A 17,848-nucleotide genomic window follows, 5' to 3' on the forward strand; every position below is an offset into this window, starting at 1 on the left:
CCGTTAATACTCGTTGATCTTTCACTAAAGAATATATTATAATAAAAAAAAATCAAAGAGCAATTACCAGTATGTCCCGTTTCGTAACATACTACACAGCTGAGAATAAAGTGAGTAAAGATAAATGGATAAAAGAGTGACAAAAACACGCGACGCTATCATGGACGCCTATCTGGAACTGATTGTAGAAAAAAAAGATCAGAAGATTACCGTTTCCGAGCTGGCTCAGCGGGCCAATATTGCCCGCAAAACCTTCTATCTCCACTATGAATCCCTGGAGGATGTCATGCGGGACGCCACCCGGCGCAAGATCGATGAGCTGCTTCATATTCTGGACAAAAAAAGATTCTTTTCCAACCCCTTCGAGACAGACGTATTGTTCCAGTGTCTGAATCAGCTGATGGAACCGGATATCGAATTCTATCGTTTTATCTCCATTGAAAATCCGGAAACCTTCTTCTGGACAGAGGTAAAGCGCATTGTGGTTCATGAAACCGTAGCAGTCTACAAAGACAAGGTGGATTTTCCGGTACAGGAGCTGCGCCTTTACGCAGAATACTTTGTATCCGGAGTCATGGCTGTCTATGTGGCATGGCTCCGTGGCGAGCTTACGCTCCCCCTGTCGGAGCTGGCCCGCATCTCCGGCGAAGCCACCGCCCACGGAATCCGAAAACCGGAAAAGCTCTAGGCCTGATTTACGGACGAAAAAAGACAGAAAAGCTTGACAATCACGCTTTTCTGTCTTTTTTATGCTGTTCTGGTTAATAACACTTAATTCACATACTTCAAAATCGTATCCCAGATATCCTGCCGTTCGAAGCCCAGCTTCCATGCAGAGATACCTGCCAGATTATATTCCTTCATCAGAGCCGCCTTCAGCGCGATGGACTCCTCTTCCTCCAGCCAGACCTTATAGGTCTTACCGTCTGCCACATACTCGGCGTAATACTGGCCTGTGGTCTCGTCCCAGGTCTTCTCCGCCCCGTTGGCAGCCAGAATCTTGTCAATGGCGTCCATGCCATAGGCCTTGCTGCTCACCACATTCGCCACATACTCGTCCGTATCGGACTCCTGCGCCAGCTCCTCCGCTGTCTTCGGTCGCTCCTCCCACAGTCTGGTATAGAAGGGAACCGCATTGATTACCCGCTCTGCCGGAACAGATTTCAGGGTTTCCTCGATGCCTTCACGCACCCAGTTCAGGCTGGCCACGCTTCCGGCTTCCTCAGAGCCTGCGTAGTGCTCGTCATATCCCATGATAACCACGTAATCGGCTACCACGCCCTGCTCCTCCAGGTTATAGAAGCGGTTGTGGGCTGCCGGGCGGTAATTGTCCACCGAAAGAATGATCCCATTCAGACGGCACATGATAGACAGCTCCCGCAGGAACTCCACATAGCCCTTGGCAGAATCTTCCTTAATATACTCAAAATCCACATTGATACCGTCCAGATCAAACTCAATGGCCTTGGCAATCAGATTGCTGACCAGCCGCTGTCTGGAAGAAGTCCGGGACAAAATCTCCTGATCGGTAATCGTATCCTTGTGGGTGATATCCTCCACAAGCGCCCACACCTCAATATTATTCTGATGGCAGTAGTTTACATAAGTCTGACTGGCCAGGGAATCGATATTGCCGTCGTCGTCCTTCAGGAAGAACCAGGTGGGGGAAATGGTAGTCAGCCCCTTGGTATTGGCGATGGTCTCCAGCACCTTGCTGTTGGCGTCCGCATTGGTCACCTGATGCCATGCCATATTGATGGTGTAATCCTTGGAAATATGCGCGTACTCCGGCTCCGTATAGTTGGACTCGGTAGTCTCCTGACCCTTCTGTCCCAGATACTTGTTGCGGATATAGCCGATAAAGCCGTCCGCGGTGCGGACCTTGGTCCAGTCGCCCACATCCTCCGTCTCTTCCAGCAGATACAGGGTATCTCCCTTGGATACGTCAGTCAGGATCGGACTCTTAATGCCTGCCCGGTAACGGACATTGCCGTTTTTCTTTACCGTCGCCGTATCGGCTGCGCCAAACTTCGTCCGGATCACCACGCGGTTTACCTGATCCGTCAAAAGCTCATACTGCATACCGGTATACTTCTGAATGTATTGCAAAGCCACATACGCCGTATCGCCGTCCACCTTCACCGGAGTGTAATTCTCCGTATAAGACTGCTTGGCCACCGTGTAGGAATTGCTTCCCACGGAAGCCGTAATCAGCTCGGTCGGCGTCGTATACAGCAAAAGATTCTCCTGGGAGTCCCAGTAAAAACGGGAATTCAGGTAATCATACAGGGTATCGGTGGTCACATAGGGCTCGCCGTCAATCACCCTGGCCTTAAAATCCATCATCTGATCATTTAAAATCACTGCCGCTTCGTCGTCGGTGGTCACCTCATAATAGGTATTCCAGCTCATACGCTCCTTGGAAGGGCTATATTTCTCATACAGGAACGCGAACAGCACGCCTGCCAGAATCAGTACTATCAGCACAAATATGGCCAGCATCGGCGCTGCGCTTCTTCTGCGCGATCTTCTTCGTCTCTTTTTTCTTGTCGTTGCCATAGCAGAAACCTCCTATTGGCTCTATCATAACAGAATTTTTTCTTCCCGTCACCCATTTTCGACACATTGCCGCAATTTTTCTGCCCGTTACCCGGGCGGATATTTCTGCGGTCCGATCTGTCCGGCTCGGAGGGGCCTCGCCTGTTTTTCTGCTTCGGACCGCAGCCATCCGCTCCCCAAAAGGAGTTCGTGATATATTATTCCGGAAAAGACCGCGCCTTCCTCTTTCTGAAACTCTTTTATCTGTCAATCGTGGAAATCGCGTCGACTTGACGCCTGAAAAATACAGTTACCCAGATGGTAAAAGCCCGGCTTACACAGGCCTGTGATAAAATAAAACACTTTGCTGCCTCCCTTCCTCCGGGCGGCTTTTCCGTATTCATTATAACCTGATTTTTCCGGTCAGCGCAAGCTTTTTGGAAAATTTATGAAATTTTCATAAAAAAACAACTTTTTTCATATTCAGATGGGAGATTCATTCTTGTATATCCCAGAGAATATGTATATAATAGAAGCGAAACCTTTTTACGGTCATCTGAAACCGTCAGATGATGAAAGTAATAAAAAGGATGTGAGGATATATGAAGCTAGAAAAGATAAACGATAACCAGATACGCTGCACCCTGACCAGAGATGACCTAAACAACCGTCAGATCAAGCTCAGTGAGCTGGCCTACGGTACAGAAAAGGCCAAGGAGCTGTTCCGGGATATGATGCAGCAGGCAGCCATCGAATTTGGTTTCGAGGCCGACAATATTCCGCTGATGATTGAAGCGATCCCCCTGCCCAACGAATGTATCGTCCTGATCATTACCAAGGTAGAGGATCCGGAGGAGCTGGATACCCGCTTCGCGAAATTCGCGCCGGGCGGCGACAGCGCTTCGGAAGAGGTCAGCGACTTAGGCGATCTCCTGCCGGAGGGCGCCGACAATGTGCTGGATATATTTAAGAAGCTCATTGATAAAAAACTCAAAGAGGTTACCACCTCCAGCAAGGAGGAAGAAGCAGAAAAAGCGGTCTCTCTCGCTTCCGAGATTGACCTGACCCGCCTGTATTCCTTCCCGGATCTGGATACGGTCATTGACGCGGCCCATGTGCTTCAGGGCTTCTACCAGGGACAGAACTCCCTCTACCGCATGAAGCGCGGCGGCGACTACTGCCTGATTATCCACAAGAGCAGCCATACGCCGGAGGAATTCAACAAGATTTCCAACATTCTCTCTGAGTACGGCACCAATGAAAAGTACTCCTCCGCCGGAGAGGCTTATCTGTCCGAGCACGAGGAACTGATGGTCGCAGGCGAGGCTTTGCAGAAGCTGGCCGGACTGTAAAACCAAACTTTAAAACAGAACGCCAAAAAGGAATCCCGTAAAAAGGATTCCTTTTTTGTACATTCTTTTCAAAAAGTTTTATGCCGCCACTTTCTTCGGGTTCTTCAATGTCTGAACGCCCTCGATTACCAGGACGATTGCCAGAATAATCAGAAGGATACCAAAGATGATCTGCGCCCAGGGACCCCAGTCTGCGCCGCCTGCCGCAATCATGCCGATCTGGTTCTTTACCGTCAGGCACAGAGAGCAGATGGTTACGACAATCATGAAGGTCATCGGGATCAGGAACATCTTATTGTTCTTGCCTGCGTTGCCAAGCCAGGTAGCTACGGCCAGAAGACCGATGCCGGCCAGAAGCTGGTTAGCGGCTCCGAACAGACCCCAGATTTTTGCGTAGCCTGTCATACCAAGCAGGATACCCAGAACTACTGTCAGGATGGTGGCGAAGTAGGGATTTACCATAACCTTCTTCCAGCCTTCCTTTACATCCTTTGCGGTCTCGCCAGGCTCAAGCCAGAACTCCTGGAACATGAAACGTGCCAGACGGGTAGCCGTATCCAGAGAAGTCAGACAGAACGCGGAATAGGTCAGCACCAGAAGGGAATTCAGGATACTGTAGCTTCCCGGGATTACATCATCGATCATGTGGGCGATACCGCCGCCGAAGATAGCGGTTGCTCCGGTCAGAGCTGCATCCGGATGGGCTGCGTTCCACTTATAAGCATAGCCGATAGCGCACAGAGTCAGGATTGCAAGCACGCACTCCAGAAGCATTCCGCCGTAAGCGATGGGCTTTGCGTCTTTTTCTCTGTCCAGCTGCTTGGATGTAGTTCCGGAGGATACCAGAGAATGGAAACCAGAAATCGCGCCGCAGGCAACCGTAGTGAACAGAACCGGGAACATATACTGCACACCATTTCCATTATCTACAGCGAAGCTGGTCACTGCCGGGAAGGTGCTGTCAAAGGTCGGATGCGCCACAACGACACCGAAGAACGCCACTGCCAACATTGCGTAAAGCAGGAAGGAGCTCAGGTAGTCACGGGGCTGCAGCAAGATCCATACCGGCGTTACAGAAGCGATGGCGATATAGATGCCTACAATCCACATCCATGTCTTAGTGGACAGGTAAATCGGATGGAAATTCATACCGACTGCCATGATAAGAACGATAGCCAGTACGCCGACTACGGAAGCGATACCCATGGGCATATTCCGGCGGTATACACAGAAGCCAAATACAATCGCAATGACGATGAACAGCATGGAGATCATGGCTACAGTAGCCGGAGTCTCGGACGCCGCCAGATTCAGGGCGCCGCTTTCATCGTATACAGCGCCGAAGGTAGACGCTACGATCGAAGCAAAGGCTGCCACCACCAGAATCAGGGTCAGGTAGGAGAAGATGATGAACAGCTGCTTTGCGCGCTTGCTCATATTGGAGGAGATAATCTCACCGATGGACTGTCCTTTGTTGCGGACAGACGCAAACAGCGCGCCGAAGTCATGGACGCCTCCGAAGAAAATACCGCCAACCAGAACCCAGAGGGTTACCGGCAGCCAGCCGAACATTGCCGCACCAATGGGGCCTGTAATAGGGCCTGCGCCTGCGATAGAAGAAAAATGATGTCCCATCAGAACCGGAGCCTTTGCCGGAACGTAGTCTACGCCGTCCTCCATGGTGTGAGCCGGAGTCTCCGTTTTGCTGTCACCTACGCCCCACTGCTTACAGAGCCAGCCGCCGTAGCAGATATAGCCTGCAATCAGGATTGCGACACAGATGATAAGAAGTACCAGTGAATTCATGATTACATACTCCCTTTCTTTTTCTTAGGATATAAAATATTTTTCAAAATTTTCGCTGTCTGACGGCCGCTTCCATTGGCGTCTATCTGTCCTGTGGAAACCTGGATTGCCGCAGTGCGGTGCTCCATCCAGCCATGCAGTGAAAAATGAAAACTTTTGGAAATGCGGCATTTCTTCAATGCCCTTCTCGCGTCCTCGTCGCAGGTATCGCAGACGAATACCGGCGTGATATAAGAAGCCATATGCCCCGGCCCCACCTGAATCCGCTGCATCCCGTCCTCCTGGATATAGGCTCTCCACTTCTCGTAAAGCTCCAGGGTCAGGTGCGGAATATCCACCAGGTAAAGGAACTCCTCATTGTCTGCCGACCAGAGCTCCGCCTTCTTCGACAGCACGTATCGCTCCGAATGCTCGAAGTAATCGCAGCGGGCTGTCACAGGGGTGCCGTCCTCCGGCAGGTGGATATCATAATAAGTCTGATAGCTTTTTAGCAGCCGTTCAATGGCCGCCTCTCTTGTATACTCCATAAGCTGCTAACTCTTTCGTAAATTCTAAAAAATTGATAAACTTTCTAAAAAACTTTTTACAGTATAATACTTTTTAAGTATCGTTGCAATACTTTTCAAGTAATTTTTTCCACTTTTTTTCATGAACTTGTCTGGTTTTCAACAAAAAATGGCAAAAAAAGGATCACAGCAGAGCTTCTGCCGTGATCCTTTTTGTTACACTTTTTTATTTTTCCGATGCTTTACAGATATTTTTTCAGAGCTTCTGCCTTGTCGGTCTTCTCCCAGGGCAGATCCAGATCGGTCCGTCCGAAATGACCGTAAGCTGCCGTCTGCTTGTAGATCGGTCTGCGCAGATCCAGCATACGGATAATGCCTGCCGGACGCAGATCAAAGTTCTCGCGGATAATCTCCACCAGCTTTGTGTCAGACAGTTTTCCGGTACCAAAGGTCTCTACGTTGATGGAGGTAGGACGGGCTACGCCGATGGCGTAGGAAAGCTGAATCTCACACTTGTCAGCCAGGCCTGCCGCTACGATATTCTTCGCCACATAACGCGCCGCGTAAGCCGCGGAACGGTCTACCTTGGTACAATCCTTACCGGAGAAGGCTCCGCCGCCGTGGCGCGCCATTCCGCCGTAGGTATCTACGATGATCTTACGGCCGGTCAATCCGCTGTCTCCATGGGGTCCGCCGATCACGAAACGTCCGGTGGGGTTGATGAAGAACTTGGTGTTCTCGTCTACCATCTCTGCCGGAAGGATCGGATCAAAGACATATTTCTTAATATCCTCATGAATCTGCTCCTGGGTAACCTCCTCGCTGTGCTGGGTAGACAGAACCACAGCGTCCAGACGGAAGGGCTTGCCGTTCTCGTCATACTCTACGGTTACCTGGGTCTTGCCGTCGGGGCGAAGGTAGGTCAGAGTGCCGTCTTTACGAACCCTGGTCAGCTGAAGAGCCAGCTTATGCGCCAGCGCAATGGGATAGGGCATCAGCTCCGGAGTCTCATTAACCGCATAACCGAACATCATACCCTGATCGCCTGCGCCGATGGCCTCGATCTCGTCCTCGCTCATGAGATGCTCCTTCGCCTCCAGGGCCTTATTGACGCCCATGGCGATATCGGTGGACTGCTCGTCAATGGCGGTGATAACTGCACAGTTGTCTGCGTCAAAGCCGTATTTTCCACGGTCATAGCCGATCTCGCGAACGGTGTCGCGAACGATTTTCTGAATGTCTACATAGCCCTTGGTGGTAATCTCACCCATGACAAGCACCAGGCCTGTGGTGGTAGAGGTCTCGCAGGCTACGCGGCTCATGGGATCCTGCTCCAGCAGGGCGTCAAGAATGGCATCGGAAATCTGATCACAGATTTTGTCCGGATGGCCTTCTGTTACAGATTCTGAGGTAAATAATAATTTTTCCATGGTCTCTTCCTTTCTTCTTCTGATTTGTTTTTTTGCAAAAGTTAAGGTCCGCTGATGTTCAAGCGGACCTGTTTATATCACGATAACCAAATCCTCTTATTGTTCGATTCAACTCGCTCAGGTTGGCACCTTCCGCGTCCGCGGGGTTGCCGTGACTTCACAGATCCTTTGTATCTCCATCACTCTGAATAAGAGAAAGTAAGACAATATTCAATTTGTTTATCTCGTGCTATACATTACACTACTCCGGGTGTTTTGTCAACCCACTCTCAGGCGAAATTTCTGAATTTCCCTCTCATCGCCAACCTTCTCCATCTCTGCTCCCAGAGAACGGAGCTTTTCATCGAAGCGCTCGTATCCGCGCTCGATATAGTGAATGTCGTCCACGATGGTGATACCGTCCGCTGCCAGGCCTGCGATAACCAGCGCCGCCCCTGCACGGAGATCCGGACTGGACACTCTTGCGCCTGTATAGCGCTCCACGCCGTCGATAATAGCCGTATTGCCCTCCACCTTGATATTGGCTCCCATACGGGCCAGCTCGTCTACATATTTAAACCGGTTTTCGAAAATGCTTTCGGTCACAATACTGCTGCCCTTGGCCAGCGCCAGAGTTGCCGTGATCTGGGGCTGCATATCCGTCGGAAAGCCCGGATAAGGCAGTGTCTTTACATTGGTGCTGCGAAGTCCCTTGGAACAAACTACACGAACCGCGTCGTCCAGCTCTTCGATCTCACAGCCAATCTCCAGCAGCTTGGAGGTGGTAGCCTCCAGGTGCTTCGGAATCACATTCTTTACAGTCACATCGCCGCGGGTTGCCGCTGCGGCAAACATAAAGGTGCCGGCCTCAATCTGATCCGGAATGATGGAATACTCGGTGCTGTGGAGCTTCTCCACGCCTTTGATACGGATTACATCGGTACCCGCACCCTTGATATTGGCTCCCATACTGTTCAGGAAGTTCGCCACATCTACCACATGGGGCTCCTTGGCCGCATTTTCCAGGACCGTATTGCCCTCTGCCATCGCCGCCGCCATCATAATATTGATGGTCGCTCCGACAGAAACCACGTCCAGATAAATATGGCTTCCGTGCAGTCTCGCCGCCTCTGCCATAATGGAACCGTACTCAATCTTCACCTCAGCGCCCAGGGCACGGAAGCCCTTCAGGTGCTGATCGATGGGTCTGCTGCCGATATTGCAGCCGCCGGGAAGAGGAACCTCCGCCTTCTTATACTTGCCAAGCAACGCGCCCAGAAGATAATAGGAAGCACGGATCTTCTTGATATATTCATAATCCACGCTGTAGTCGCCAATATTGGATCCGTTAATCTTCGCCGTATGACGGTCCAGGCGCTCCACCTGCGCTCCGATCTGCTGCATGGCCTCCAGCAGGACATTGATGTCCCGTACATCCGGAAGATTCTCTATCAAAACTGTTTCATCTGTCATAATCGCTGCGGCAAGAATCGCTAGCGCCGCATTCTTTGCTCCGCCAATCTCTACTTCGCCTACCAGGGGGTTGCCACCTTTAATCACATACTGATCCATAATAACTCCCATTTCTCCGTTTTCTTACTGTCGCCGCTTCAAGCGGCCTGGTTTTATGTTCTGTGTTTATTGTCTGGGGACGCATACCTGTCCCTCTTCTAGCTTTCCTGAAATCATAGTTCTTTATACATGATGGAGAATCCTGCATGTCAGGATTCTCCGCTACAAGTCTTAGTTAAGTATACCACAAACTTTTTATTTGTAAATACTGTATATTTCACGAAAAATGCCTGTTTTACGGGAAAAACTCTCTATCACTTATACGATTTTCCACTTGTATTCTTTTCTTCCCTTTCCAAATACACTATAATGTTTTTATATGATCTGACATTCTATAAACGAGGAGATTCTGATGAAACCTGTATTCTTTATTGATTATGATAACACGATTTTCAGCCACCAGACCTGGAGTATTCCGGAAAGTGCCGTAGCTGCCCTGGAACAGCTGCAAAAGGACGGCTATAAGGTCGTTCTGGCCAGCGGCCGCGCCTTTCGAAGCTCCGATCTGCCTCCGGAATTTGAGGGCCGCTTTACGCCGGACTGTCTGGTCAGCTCCAACGGCGCCCTGATTGAAATCGAGGGAGAGCTGGTCTGGGAAAAATATTTTGATCCGGATCTGCAGAAGCGGATTCTGGACTATGTGCTGGAAAAAAATTACTGTCTGATGTCCGGCTACGATGGAACCTGGTACGTCTCGAATCTGGAACGCCTCCTGGAAAATGCTTCTCCCCTGCGCAGGGCTCTAATGCCAAAAAGCGGGGAAGCCTTTCTCGAACTCTATCATAAACGGCTGCCCGCCTTTTTCATCGCGGATTCCAAGGAGGTTATCGCGGATATGCAGACTCAGTTTCCGGAGACCAAGCTGCTGTATATGGGCGATAATCTGGGCGGTGCGGACATTATTCCCCGGGAAAATGGCAAGGTCATGGGCGCCAGGCGGATTCTGGAGCACTATCACACCACTCTTGAAAACTGTGTCGCCATCGGCGACAGCATGAACGATGTGGAGCTCATCGAAGCCGCCGGCTTCGGCGTCGCCATGGGAAATGCCATGCCGGAGGTACAGGCTATGGCAGATTATGTGACTGCCGATATCGATCACGACGGGCTGGCGCAGGCTATCCGCAAGGCACGGGAGCATTTCGCAAACTAAAAAATTGTCTCAGAAAAGGCTTCACACCCTGCCCTATTACGCACGGTGTAAAGCCTTTTCTTCTAAAACAATCCGCCGCACCGCCGCTCCCGTCTCCGGCACCTGCGGCTGTACATCTCATTCAGCAGCATGACCGTTACGAAATCCTCCAGCCAGTTACGTCCATTTACCTCCTGCATCATCAGATCGTCCTGATAAGCGCTCTTATCCAGCTGATCATAAATTTTACGGCTCAACCGGCGCAGCATCAGCTGATCCGGATACTCGTCGAACATAAAGCTGCCCTCGTATTCCTGCATATCGCAGGCCTTCTCTACCAGCGGCTGGATACGTCTTGCAAGCGCCGGATACAGCTCCCGAAAGCGTCTCTGATCCCGCGTCTTTTCATCCTCCCATGGCAGGAAAGGGTAAAACGGATACGTCTGATACATTCCGAAATCGGATCCCGGCTCCTCATAATATCTCATGGGAATATCCTTTTTGTAGTAGTATATGAAAAAACCGGGTGTTCGTGCGCCTGCACTCCACAGACACCCGGACATCCGGTTTTCATCCATTCATCCTTACCCTTTTACATCCAGACGGAGCAACGCCCGTTTCAGGCGCGCTTCCGCAAGGCGGTAATCGCGTTCGTCAAGATTCTTATTCTCCAGAAGCTTCTCAGCGCGGGCCTTTGCTTTCTCCGCACGTTCCTCGTCGATATCCTCTTTCCACTCCCAGGTAGTCGCCATGACACGACATGTCCCGTTCATCATAGAAAGCATACCGCCGATGCAGGCTGCCTCCCGGACACTTCCGTCCGGAAGCGCCACATGGGCGTGTCCCATACCGAGAGCCGTACAGAAATTACTGTGTCCGGCCAGAATCGCCTGATCTCCGGTCATCGTCCTGCACACGATCCGCTCTGCCTCTCCTTCGAAAAGCAGTCCGTCCGGCGTTCCGATTCGTAATGGAAAAGTCTTCATAGACATCCTCCTTTACAGATTCTTCGCTCTCTCAAATACATCGTCGATGGTACCTGCCATCAGGAAGCAGCTCTCCGGAATCTCGTCGCACTCGCCGTCCAGAATCATACGGAAGCCACGCAGGGTCTCCTTCAGCGGAACATAGCTTCCCGGCATACCGGTAAACTGCTCTGCCACAGAGAAGCTCTGGGACAGGAAACGCTGTACCTTACGCGCCCGGTTTACGGTCTGCTTATCTTCTTCAGACAGCTCGTCCATACCCATGATGGCGATGATATCCTGCAGCTCCTTATAACGCTGCAGTACCTGCTGTACCGCACGGGCAACCTCATAATGCTCGGTTCCTACGATCTCCGGGGACAGAATCCGGCTGGTGGAATCCAGCGGATCAACGGCCGGATAGATACCCTGGGCACTGATCTCACGGGAAAGTACCGTGGTCGCGTCCAGATGGGTAAAGGTAGTAGCCGGAGCCGGGTCAGTCAGGTCATCCGCAGGCACATATACGGCCTGAACAGAAGTGATGGAACCCTTTCTGGTGGAAGTGATACGCTCCTGCAGCGCACCCATCTCCGTAGCCAGAGTCGGCTGGTAACCTACTGCGGACGGCATACGTCCAAGCAAAGCGGACACCTCGGATCCTGCCTGGGTAAAACGGAAAATATTGTCAATAAACAGAAGCACGTCCTGATTCTTCACATCACGGAAATACTCTGCCATCGTCAGTCCGGAAAGACCCACACGCATACGCGCTCCGGGGGGCTCGTTCATCTGACCATAGACCAGGGCGGTCTTGTCGATAACGCCGCTCTCCTTCATTTCGTTATAAAGGTCGTTACCCTCACGGGTACGCTCTCCTACACCGGTAAATACGGAAATACCGCCGTGAGCTGTCGCTACGTTGTGGATCAGCTCCATGATCAGGACGGTCTTACCTACTCCCGCACCACCGAACAGACCGATCTTACCACCCTTTGCGTAGGGGCAAATCAGATCGACAACCTTGATACCGGTCTCCAGAATCTCGGTAGCCGGTACCTGCTCCTCGTAAGCCGGAGCCTGACGGTGAATGGACCAGTGCTCCTTTGCCTCCGGAGCCGGCTGATTGTCTACCGGATCGCCCAGAAGATTGAATACACGGCCAAGGCATTCCTCTCCTACCGGAACCTCGATGGGCTTGCCGGTATCCAGGGCCTTTGCTCCTCTGACCAGACCGTCAGTGGAGTTCATGGCGATACAGCGGACCGTATTGTCACCGATCTGCTGTGCCACCTCAACGGTCAGCTTCGTACCGTTGTTATCGATTTCAATGGCGTTCAGCAGTGCAGGCAGCTCGTCATGGGCGAACCGGATGTCCAGAACCGGTCCGGTAATCTGCACTACTTCACCAATGTGTTTTTCACTCATTCCTGAATCTCCTTATTTTGATTCCTAGTTCAGGTTGCAGGCTTTCGCCCGCACCTCATCAGATGCCTTCCGCACCTCCAACAATCTCTGTGATTTCCTGCGTTATGCTGGCCTGACGGGCTCTGTTATAAAACAGGTTCAGGTTTTCGATCATTTCCTCCGCATTGCCGGTAGCGGCCTCCATGGCCATTCTCCGGGCCGCCAGCTCGCTGGCCTGGGCCTCGCAGACGCCGCCGTAGATCAGTCCCGCCAGATACTCCGGCACGATGGCGTCAAAGACCTCCTCCGCGCTGGGATCGTAGAGAATCAGGTTCCGCACCGGTTCCTTCTTCTCTTCCATTCTGCTCAGATCTGCCAACGGCAGCATGGATATAATATCCGGCTGCTGTGACAGCATAGATACGAACTTTGTATAACAAAGCTCGATATGACCGAATTCCTTGTTTTTGAATTCCCTGCAAAGCATATTTGCCATCTCAAAGCAGTTGGCTACCGAGACGTCCTCGATCTCCGCGTACTTCTCTGTGATACAGGGAATTCCCTTTCTCCGGTAATGCTCCACAGCCTTCTTGCCGATGGGCAGCACCACACAATCCTTTCCTTCCATGGCCGCTTCCACAGCCTTGAACATATTGGAATTGTAGCCGCCGGCCAGTCCGCGGTCACCCGCCAGGACTACATAGCAGCATTTCTCAGAATCTGCCTCCCGCACATATACAGATGTGAAATCCGTATTGCCGTCGGCGATATCCTGCAGGGTCTCATGAAGCTCCCGGAAATAAGGACGGCAGGTTTCTGCTCGTTCCTTTGCTTTACGCAGTTTGGAGGATGCTACAAGTTCCATCGCTTTGGTGATCTGCATGGTGCTCTGCACACTTCGGATACGCAGCTTCACCGCTTTCATATTTGCAGCCATATGCTTCCTCCTCTATCACTTATTTTTCAGGCTTTGTATTCAGAAACTGCTCTGTATAAGCCTCCAGAGCGCTCTTCAGCTTCTCCTCTGTATCCGCCTCCAGCTTACCTGTAGAACGGATCTCCTGCATAGCCACAGCGCCTGTGGCGTCGGTATCCAGGTAGGTATAGAGACCGGCCTCGTATGCCTTTACATCCTCGGTATCGATCCGAATCAGGATTCCCTTGGTAACCGCATACAGAATCGCTACCTGCTTCTCTACCGGAACCGGGGCGTTCTGGTTCTGCTTCAGAACCTCTACGATACGGGCTCCCTGCTCCAGACGCGCCTTGGTATCCGCATCCAGGTCAGAACCGAACTGGGCAAAGCTCTGCAGCTCGCGGTACTGGGAATACAGAAGCTTCAGGGTTCCGGCTACCTTCTTCATCGCCTTAATCTGAGCGTTGCCTCCTACTCGGGATACGGAGATACCCGGGTTTACCGCCGGCATAACGCCGGAGTGGAACAGCTCGGTCTCCAGGAAGATCTGTCCGTCCGTGATGGAGATTACATTGGTCGGAATATAAGCGGATACGTCTCCGGCCTGGGTCTCGATGATCGGCAGAGCCGTCAGGGAACCGCCGCCATGGGCGTCATCCAGCTTCGCCGCACGCTCCAGAAGTCTGGAATGCAGATAGAATACATCACCCGGATAAGCCTCACGGCCGGGCGGACGGCGAATCAGCAGGGAGAGTGCACGGTACGCAACCGCGTGCTTGGTCAGATCGTCATAGATGATCAGCACATGCTTTCCCTGATTCATAAAGTACTCGCCCATGGCACAGCCGGAATAGGGCGCGATATACTGCAGCGGGCTTGCCTCGGATGCAGTCGCGGCTACAACCATGGTGTAATCCATGGCGCCGTTTTTCGTCAAAGTCTCTACCAGATTGGCTACGGTGGAACGCTTCTGACCGATGGCTACATAGATACAGATTACGTCCTGTCCCTTCTGGTTAATAATGGTGTCTACCGCAATGGCAGTCTTACCGGTCTGACGGTCGCCGATGATCAGCTCACGCTGCCCTCTTCCAATCGGCACCATGGAGTCGATTGCCTTGATACCGGTCTGCAGCGGCTCGGATACGCTCTTTCTCTCACAGATTCCGGGAGCCGGGCTCTCAATCGGGCGGAAGGTATCCGTCACAATGGGGCCTGCGCCGTCGATAGGCTGTCCCAGGGCGTTGACAACACGTCCGATCATTGCTTCGCCGACCGGAACGGATACGACCTTGCCGGTACGTTTTACAGTCTGACCCTCGCTGATGTTCTCATCGGAACCGAACAATACGATGGACACGCTGTTTTCTTCCAGGTTCTGCGCCATACCAAAGCTGCCGTCCTCAAATTCCAGCAGCTCGCCGGCCATACAGTTGATAAGCCCGCTTGCTCTGGCAATACCGTCACCAACCATCAAAACCGTACCGGTTTCGTTCTGCTGGATAGCATTGTCATAGTATTTGATCTGGCTGCGGATGACCTTGGAGATTTCTTCTGGTTTTAATTGCATGTTTCCATTCCCATCCTTATAAACAGTTTTTTAGGTTTACACTACTACTTCGTTCAATTTTCTGGAAATTCCTGACATTCTGGCCTGAACCGTTCCGTCAAGCTGCTTTCCTTCCAGTTCCACACGCAGGCCCGCCACCACAGAAGCATCCAGCTTCTGTACCAGCTCCACGGTCTTGCCGCTGAGCTTCTGAAGCTTGTCCTTCAAGGCTGCAAGCTGGGCATCGCTTAAGGCAACCGCACTGGTCACCACCGCTTCCGCGATTCCATGCTCCGCGTGATAACGCCGTGTAAATTCTTCGCAGCAGCCTGCGAATTCTCCAAGAAGATTCCGTTCACACAGCAGTTTCATAAAATTCACCAAATAACGCTCTGCCTGGCCGCCAAAGGCTTCCTCGATAAGCTTTGTCCGCTCGCCCTTCGGAACGGAGGGCTCGGAAAGCAGCTTCACATAATCGGGATTTTCCCGGAAAATAATCCGGATTTCCTTCATCTGTTCCCAGATGACGTCCGTAAGATTTTCTTCGGCAGCGAGGTCATAGAGACTGCCGCCATACAATCTGGCGTACTGTGTCATGATGCCTCACCTACATTCGCGATAAATTCGTCAATGAGTTTCGTGTGATCCTCTTCACTAATCTCCCGCTCGATTACCTTTCCGGCAATCTCCACGGCAATGCCGCCAATTTCATCCTTGATTTCATTGACCGCTTTTCTCTTCTCCTGGGCGATGTCGCTTTCTGCCTTAGACTTGAGGGCTGCTGCCTGGGAAGCAGCCTCCTTCAGCATCTCTTCACTCTGAAGCGCCGCCGTTCTCTGGGCGGTGGTAAGGATCTCATTTGCCTTCTCCTTCGCTTCCTTCATGTTCTGCTCGTACTCCGTCTTAATCGCGTCCGCGTCCGCCTTTGCCTTCTCGGCCTCACGAATCTGGGCGTCCGCCAGAGCCTTTCTTTTTTCGAGCATCTCATTTACAGGCTTAAACAGAAATCGCTTGATCAGATATACCTGAATAAACAGGTTACAAATCTGCGCGACAAACGTCCACGGCACAAGACCAACTAATTCCTGTACATCCATATCTGTAACCTCCTGATTTTCTAATGATCCGGCAACGTAACGCGGATTATCCCAGGAAGTTCATGAACATACCCGGCGCAACGAAGATCAGAAGCAGACCGGTTACGAAACCGTAGATACCTGTGGTCTCTGCGATAGCACAGCCAAGCAGCATGGTAGAGGTTACGTCGCCCTTGCACTCCGGCTGACGTCCGATAGCCTCGCAGGCCTTGGATACGGCGTTACCCTCTCCAATACCAGGTCCGATACCGGCGATCAGCGCCAGTCCTGCTCCAATTGCACATCCTGCTAATGCGATACCTTTTGCAAGTAACTGAAATTCCATATTAATTTCCTCCTAAAATGGTTTTTAGTTTTTAAATGATTTCGTTTTATTCTTCTGCCGCATTGGCGATATACATCACCGTCAGCATACAGAATATAAATGCCTGCATCACGCCGGAGAACCAGTCGAAGTATACCGACGTAATCGCCGGGAGACCTACCGACAGGATCGGGATCTGCGACAGCACACCTCCGAGCACACCCGGAAGCAGTCCCAGCAGCTTACTGCTGGCCAGAGCCAGGGCTCCGTAAATCAGCGCGTTGATAACCACGCCGGAAAGAATATTACCGAAATGACGGCAGGCCAAGCTAATCGGCGTAGCCAGCTCAGACAGCACATTGAACGGCGTCATGACGGCAATCGGCGTCGTAAAACCCTTCAGATACCCGCCAATACCGCTTGTCTTAATCTTCTGGGCGGTAATCATAATGAATACCACGATCGCCCAGGCAGCCTCTGTGGAAAGATCCGCCGTCGGGCTTCGAAGACCAATTAAACTGATAAGGTTCGAGACCACGCTGGTCGCAAACAGTGCCGCCACAAAGGGAATCAGCTTCCGGAACTTTTCCCCTGCATTTCCGATCACGAATTTATTGGCCATCTCTACCAGCATCTCCGCAACCGCCTGACGTTTGGAGATCTTCTCCACCTTCAGATCATGGGTCAGCCAGATACAAAGTCCCGTAATCAATGCCATGACAATCCAGCTTACCACCAGCGTCTCGCTGATCTGCAGATCTCCCAATAACGGAATATTCGTCGGTATGGTGAAAAAGACTCTTGCGCCTGAAATATCCACCTCCATGCATTTTCACCTCCTATCTTCTGAAATTCCAACAGTTCCAATTTGATTGCCCTATTTCTTCAAAATCCCCGCAATCTTGATTCCGGTTCCCGGAAACAGAAGCGGGATAATACCCGCCGCGTAATGAAAACAGGGAGCTGCAATCGCTATAATTATCCAGAGCATTTGAAACAGCATTCTCTGGGAATAGCTTCCTTTTACCAGGGTTCTGACCGCGTCCTGATCGCCCGCCTTCGCGGCAGCCTTCTGTACCATCAGACCCATCCACAGAAAATTCAATACGGCAACCGTGCCGCCACCCAGACCGCCGAGAATCACCCTATAATCAAACGATACCTTCTCCGGCATACACAGATGCAACACCAGAAACGCCAGCCACATGAGGACCAGGCCCACCACCGTGTAAAGCATCACATGCTTTGTCTCCTCTTTGATCGCGGGCTGCATTCCGTCCCAAATCTTACTCATA

18 protein-coding genes and 1 riboswitch are annotated in these 17,848 nt (G+C 51.6%); of the genes, 3 read left to right on the forward strand and 15 right to left on the reverse strand.

Features of this window, described 5'->3' with window-relative positions; all coding sequences use genetic code 11:
* Positions 1-124: 124 nt before the first annotated feature.
* Positions 125-688 (forward strand): TetR/AcrR family transcriptional regulator, encoded by a 564-nt coding sequence (locus tag ACTNCH_RS03835; RefSeq protein ID WP_441014676.1) that lies wholly within the window; start codon positions 125-127, stop codon positions 686-688.
* Between the two features lie 83 nt (positions 689-771).
* Here the strand turns inward: ACTNCH_RS03835 and ACTNCH_RS03840 are convergent, their stop codons facing one another.
* Positions 772-2,559, reverse strand: a complete 1,788-nt coding sequence (locus ACTNCH_RS03840; protein WP_441014675.1) for a glycosyl hydrolase family 18 protein — start codon at positions 2,557-2,559, stop codon at positions 772-774.
* 581 nt (positions 2,560-3,140) lie between these two features.
* Between ACTNCH_RS03840 and ACTNCH_RS03845 the strand changes: the two genes are divergently transcribed.
* Positions 3,141-3,890 carry an adaptor protein MecA gene (locus ACTNCH_RS03845; protein ID WP_441014674.1) on the forward strand — a complete coding sequence of 250 codons (750 nt, stop codon included), beginning with the start codon at positions 3,141-3,143 and terminating at the stop codon, positions 3,888-3,890.
* A gap of 78 nt (positions 3,891-3,968) precedes the next feature.
* Here ACTNCH_RS03845 and ACTNCH_RS03850 read toward each other — a convergent pair whose 3' ends face one another.
* From ACTNCH_RS03850 to ACTNCH_RS03865, 4 genes are all read right to left on the reverse strand, one after another.
* The gene (locus tag ACTNCH_RS03850) at positions 3,969-5,696 is read right to left on the reverse strand and encodes a carbon starvation CstA family protein (RefSeq protein ID WP_441014673.1); all 1,728 of its coding nucleotides are present in this window, start codon (positions 5,694-5,696) and stop codon (positions 3,969-3,971) included.
* A 2-nt stretch (positions 5,697-5,698) separates the two neighbouring features.
* Positions 5,699-6,223, reverse strand: coding sequence for a hypothetical protein (locus ACTNCH_RS03855; RefSeq protein WP_441014672.1), 525 nt, complete (start codon positions 6,221-6,223; stop codon positions 5,699-5,701).
* 221 nt (positions 6,224-6,444) lie between these two features.
* Positions 6,445-7,632 carry a methionine adenosyltransferase gene (gene metK / locus ACTNCH_RS03860; protein ID WP_441014671.1) on the reverse strand — a complete coding sequence of 396 codons (1,188 nt, stop codon included), beginning with the start codon at positions 7,630-7,632 and terminating at the stop codon, positions 6,445-6,447.
* A gap of 93 nt (positions 7,633-7,725) precedes the next feature.
* A riboswitch (SAM riboswitch) is annotated at positions 7,726-7,827 on the reverse strand.
* Between the two features lie 63 nt (positions 7,828-7,890).
* Complete coding sequence (locus ACTNCH_RS03865; RefSeq protein WP_441016104.1) at positions 7,891-9,183, reverse strand: UDP-N-acetylglucosamine 1-carboxyvinyltransferase; 1,293 nt, start codon at positions 9,181-9,183, stop codon at positions 7,891-7,893.
* A 352-nt stretch (positions 9,184-9,535) separates the two neighbouring features.
* On the opposite strand from ACTNCH_RS03865, the gene ACTNCH_RS03870 reads away from it, so the two are divergent.
* Positions 9,536-10,336, forward strand: coding sequence for an HAD family hydrolase (locus ACTNCH_RS03870; protein ID WP_441014670.1), 801 nt, complete (start codon positions 9,536-9,538; stop codon positions 10,334-10,336).
* Between the two features lie 62 nt (positions 10,337-10,398).
* Here ACTNCH_RS03870 and ACTNCH_RS03875 read toward each other — a convergent pair whose 3' ends face one another.
* The 10 genes from ACTNCH_RS03875 to ACTNCH_RS03920 all read right to left on the reverse strand — a co-directional run bounded on the left by ACTNCH_RS03875 (position 10,399) and on the right by ACTNCH_RS03920 (position 17,847).
* A complete protein-coding gene (locus ACTNCH_RS03875) occupies positions 10,399-10,803 on the reverse strand; it encodes a hypothetical protein (protein WP_441014669.1) in 405 nt (134 codons plus the stop codon).
* Between the two features lie 96 nt (positions 10,804-10,899).
* The gene (gene atpC / locus ACTNCH_RS03880) at positions 10,900-11,301 is read right to left on the reverse strand and encodes an ATP synthase F1 subunit epsilon (RefSeq protein WP_441014668.1); all 402 of its coding nucleotides are present in this window, start codon (positions 11,299-11,301) and stop codon (positions 10,900-10,902) included.
* A gap of 12 nt (positions 11,302-11,313) precedes the next feature.
* Positions 11,314-12,708, reverse strand: a complete 1,395-nt coding sequence (gene atpD / locus ACTNCH_RS03885) for a F0F1 ATP synthase subunit beta (protein WP_441014667.1) — start codon at positions 12,706-12,708, stop codon at positions 11,314-11,316.
* A 58-nt stretch (positions 12,709-12,766) separates the two neighbouring features.
* Positions 12,767-13,624 (reverse strand): ATP synthase F1 subunit gamma, encoded by an 858-nt coding sequence (gene atpG / locus ACTNCH_RS03890; RefSeq protein WP_441014666.1) that lies wholly within the window; start codon positions 13,622-13,624, stop codon positions 12,767-12,769.
* Between the two features lie 19 nt (positions 13,625-13,643).
* Positions 13,644-15,173, reverse strand: a complete 1,530-nt coding sequence (gene atpA, locus ACTNCH_RS03895) for a F0F1 ATP synthase subunit alpha (RefSeq protein WP_441014665.1) — start codon at positions 15,171-15,173, stop codon at positions 13,644-13,646.
* A gap of 36 nt (positions 15,174-15,209) precedes the next feature.
* Positions 15,210-15,749 (reverse strand): ATP synthase F1 subunit delta, encoded by a 540-nt coding sequence (gene atpH / locus ACTNCH_RS03900; RefSeq protein ID WP_441014664.1) that lies wholly within the window; start codon positions 15,747-15,749, stop codon positions 15,210-15,212.
* Positions 15,746-16,249, reverse strand: a complete 504-nt coding sequence (gene atpF, locus ACTNCH_RS03905; RefSeq protein ID WP_441014663.1) for a F0F1 ATP synthase subunit B — start codon at positions 16,247-16,249, stop codon at positions 15,746-15,748. Before atpF ends, atpH begins: the two co-directional genes overlap by 4 nt.
* 46 nt (positions 16,250-16,295) lie before the next feature.
* Positions 16,296-16,574, reverse strand: a complete 279-nt coding sequence (atpE, locus tag ACTNCH_RS03910; RefSeq protein WP_158363459.1) for an ATP synthase F0 subunit C — start codon at positions 16,572-16,574, stop codon at positions 16,296-16,298.
* A 46-nt stretch (positions 16,575-16,620) separates the two neighbouring features.
* Entirely contained in the window at positions 16,621-17,379 is a 759-nt protein-coding gene (locus tag ACTNCH_RS03915; protein WP_441014662.1) for a F0F1 ATP synthase subunit A, read from the reverse strand.
* A gap of 51 nt (positions 17,380-17,430) precedes the next feature.
* On the reverse strand, positions 17,431-17,847 hold the full coding sequence (locus ACTNCH_RS03920; RefSeq protein WP_441014661.1) for a hypothetical protein: 417 nt from the start codon (positions 17,845-17,847) through the stop codon (positions 17,431-17,433).
* Position 17,848: the final 1 nt, after the last annotated feature.

Source organism: Candidatus Merdisoma sp. HCP28S3_D10, assembly GCF_052065835.1.
In the GTDB taxonomy this organism is placed as follows: Bacteria; Bacillota; Clostridia; order Lachnospirales; family Lachnospiraceae; genus Laedolimicola.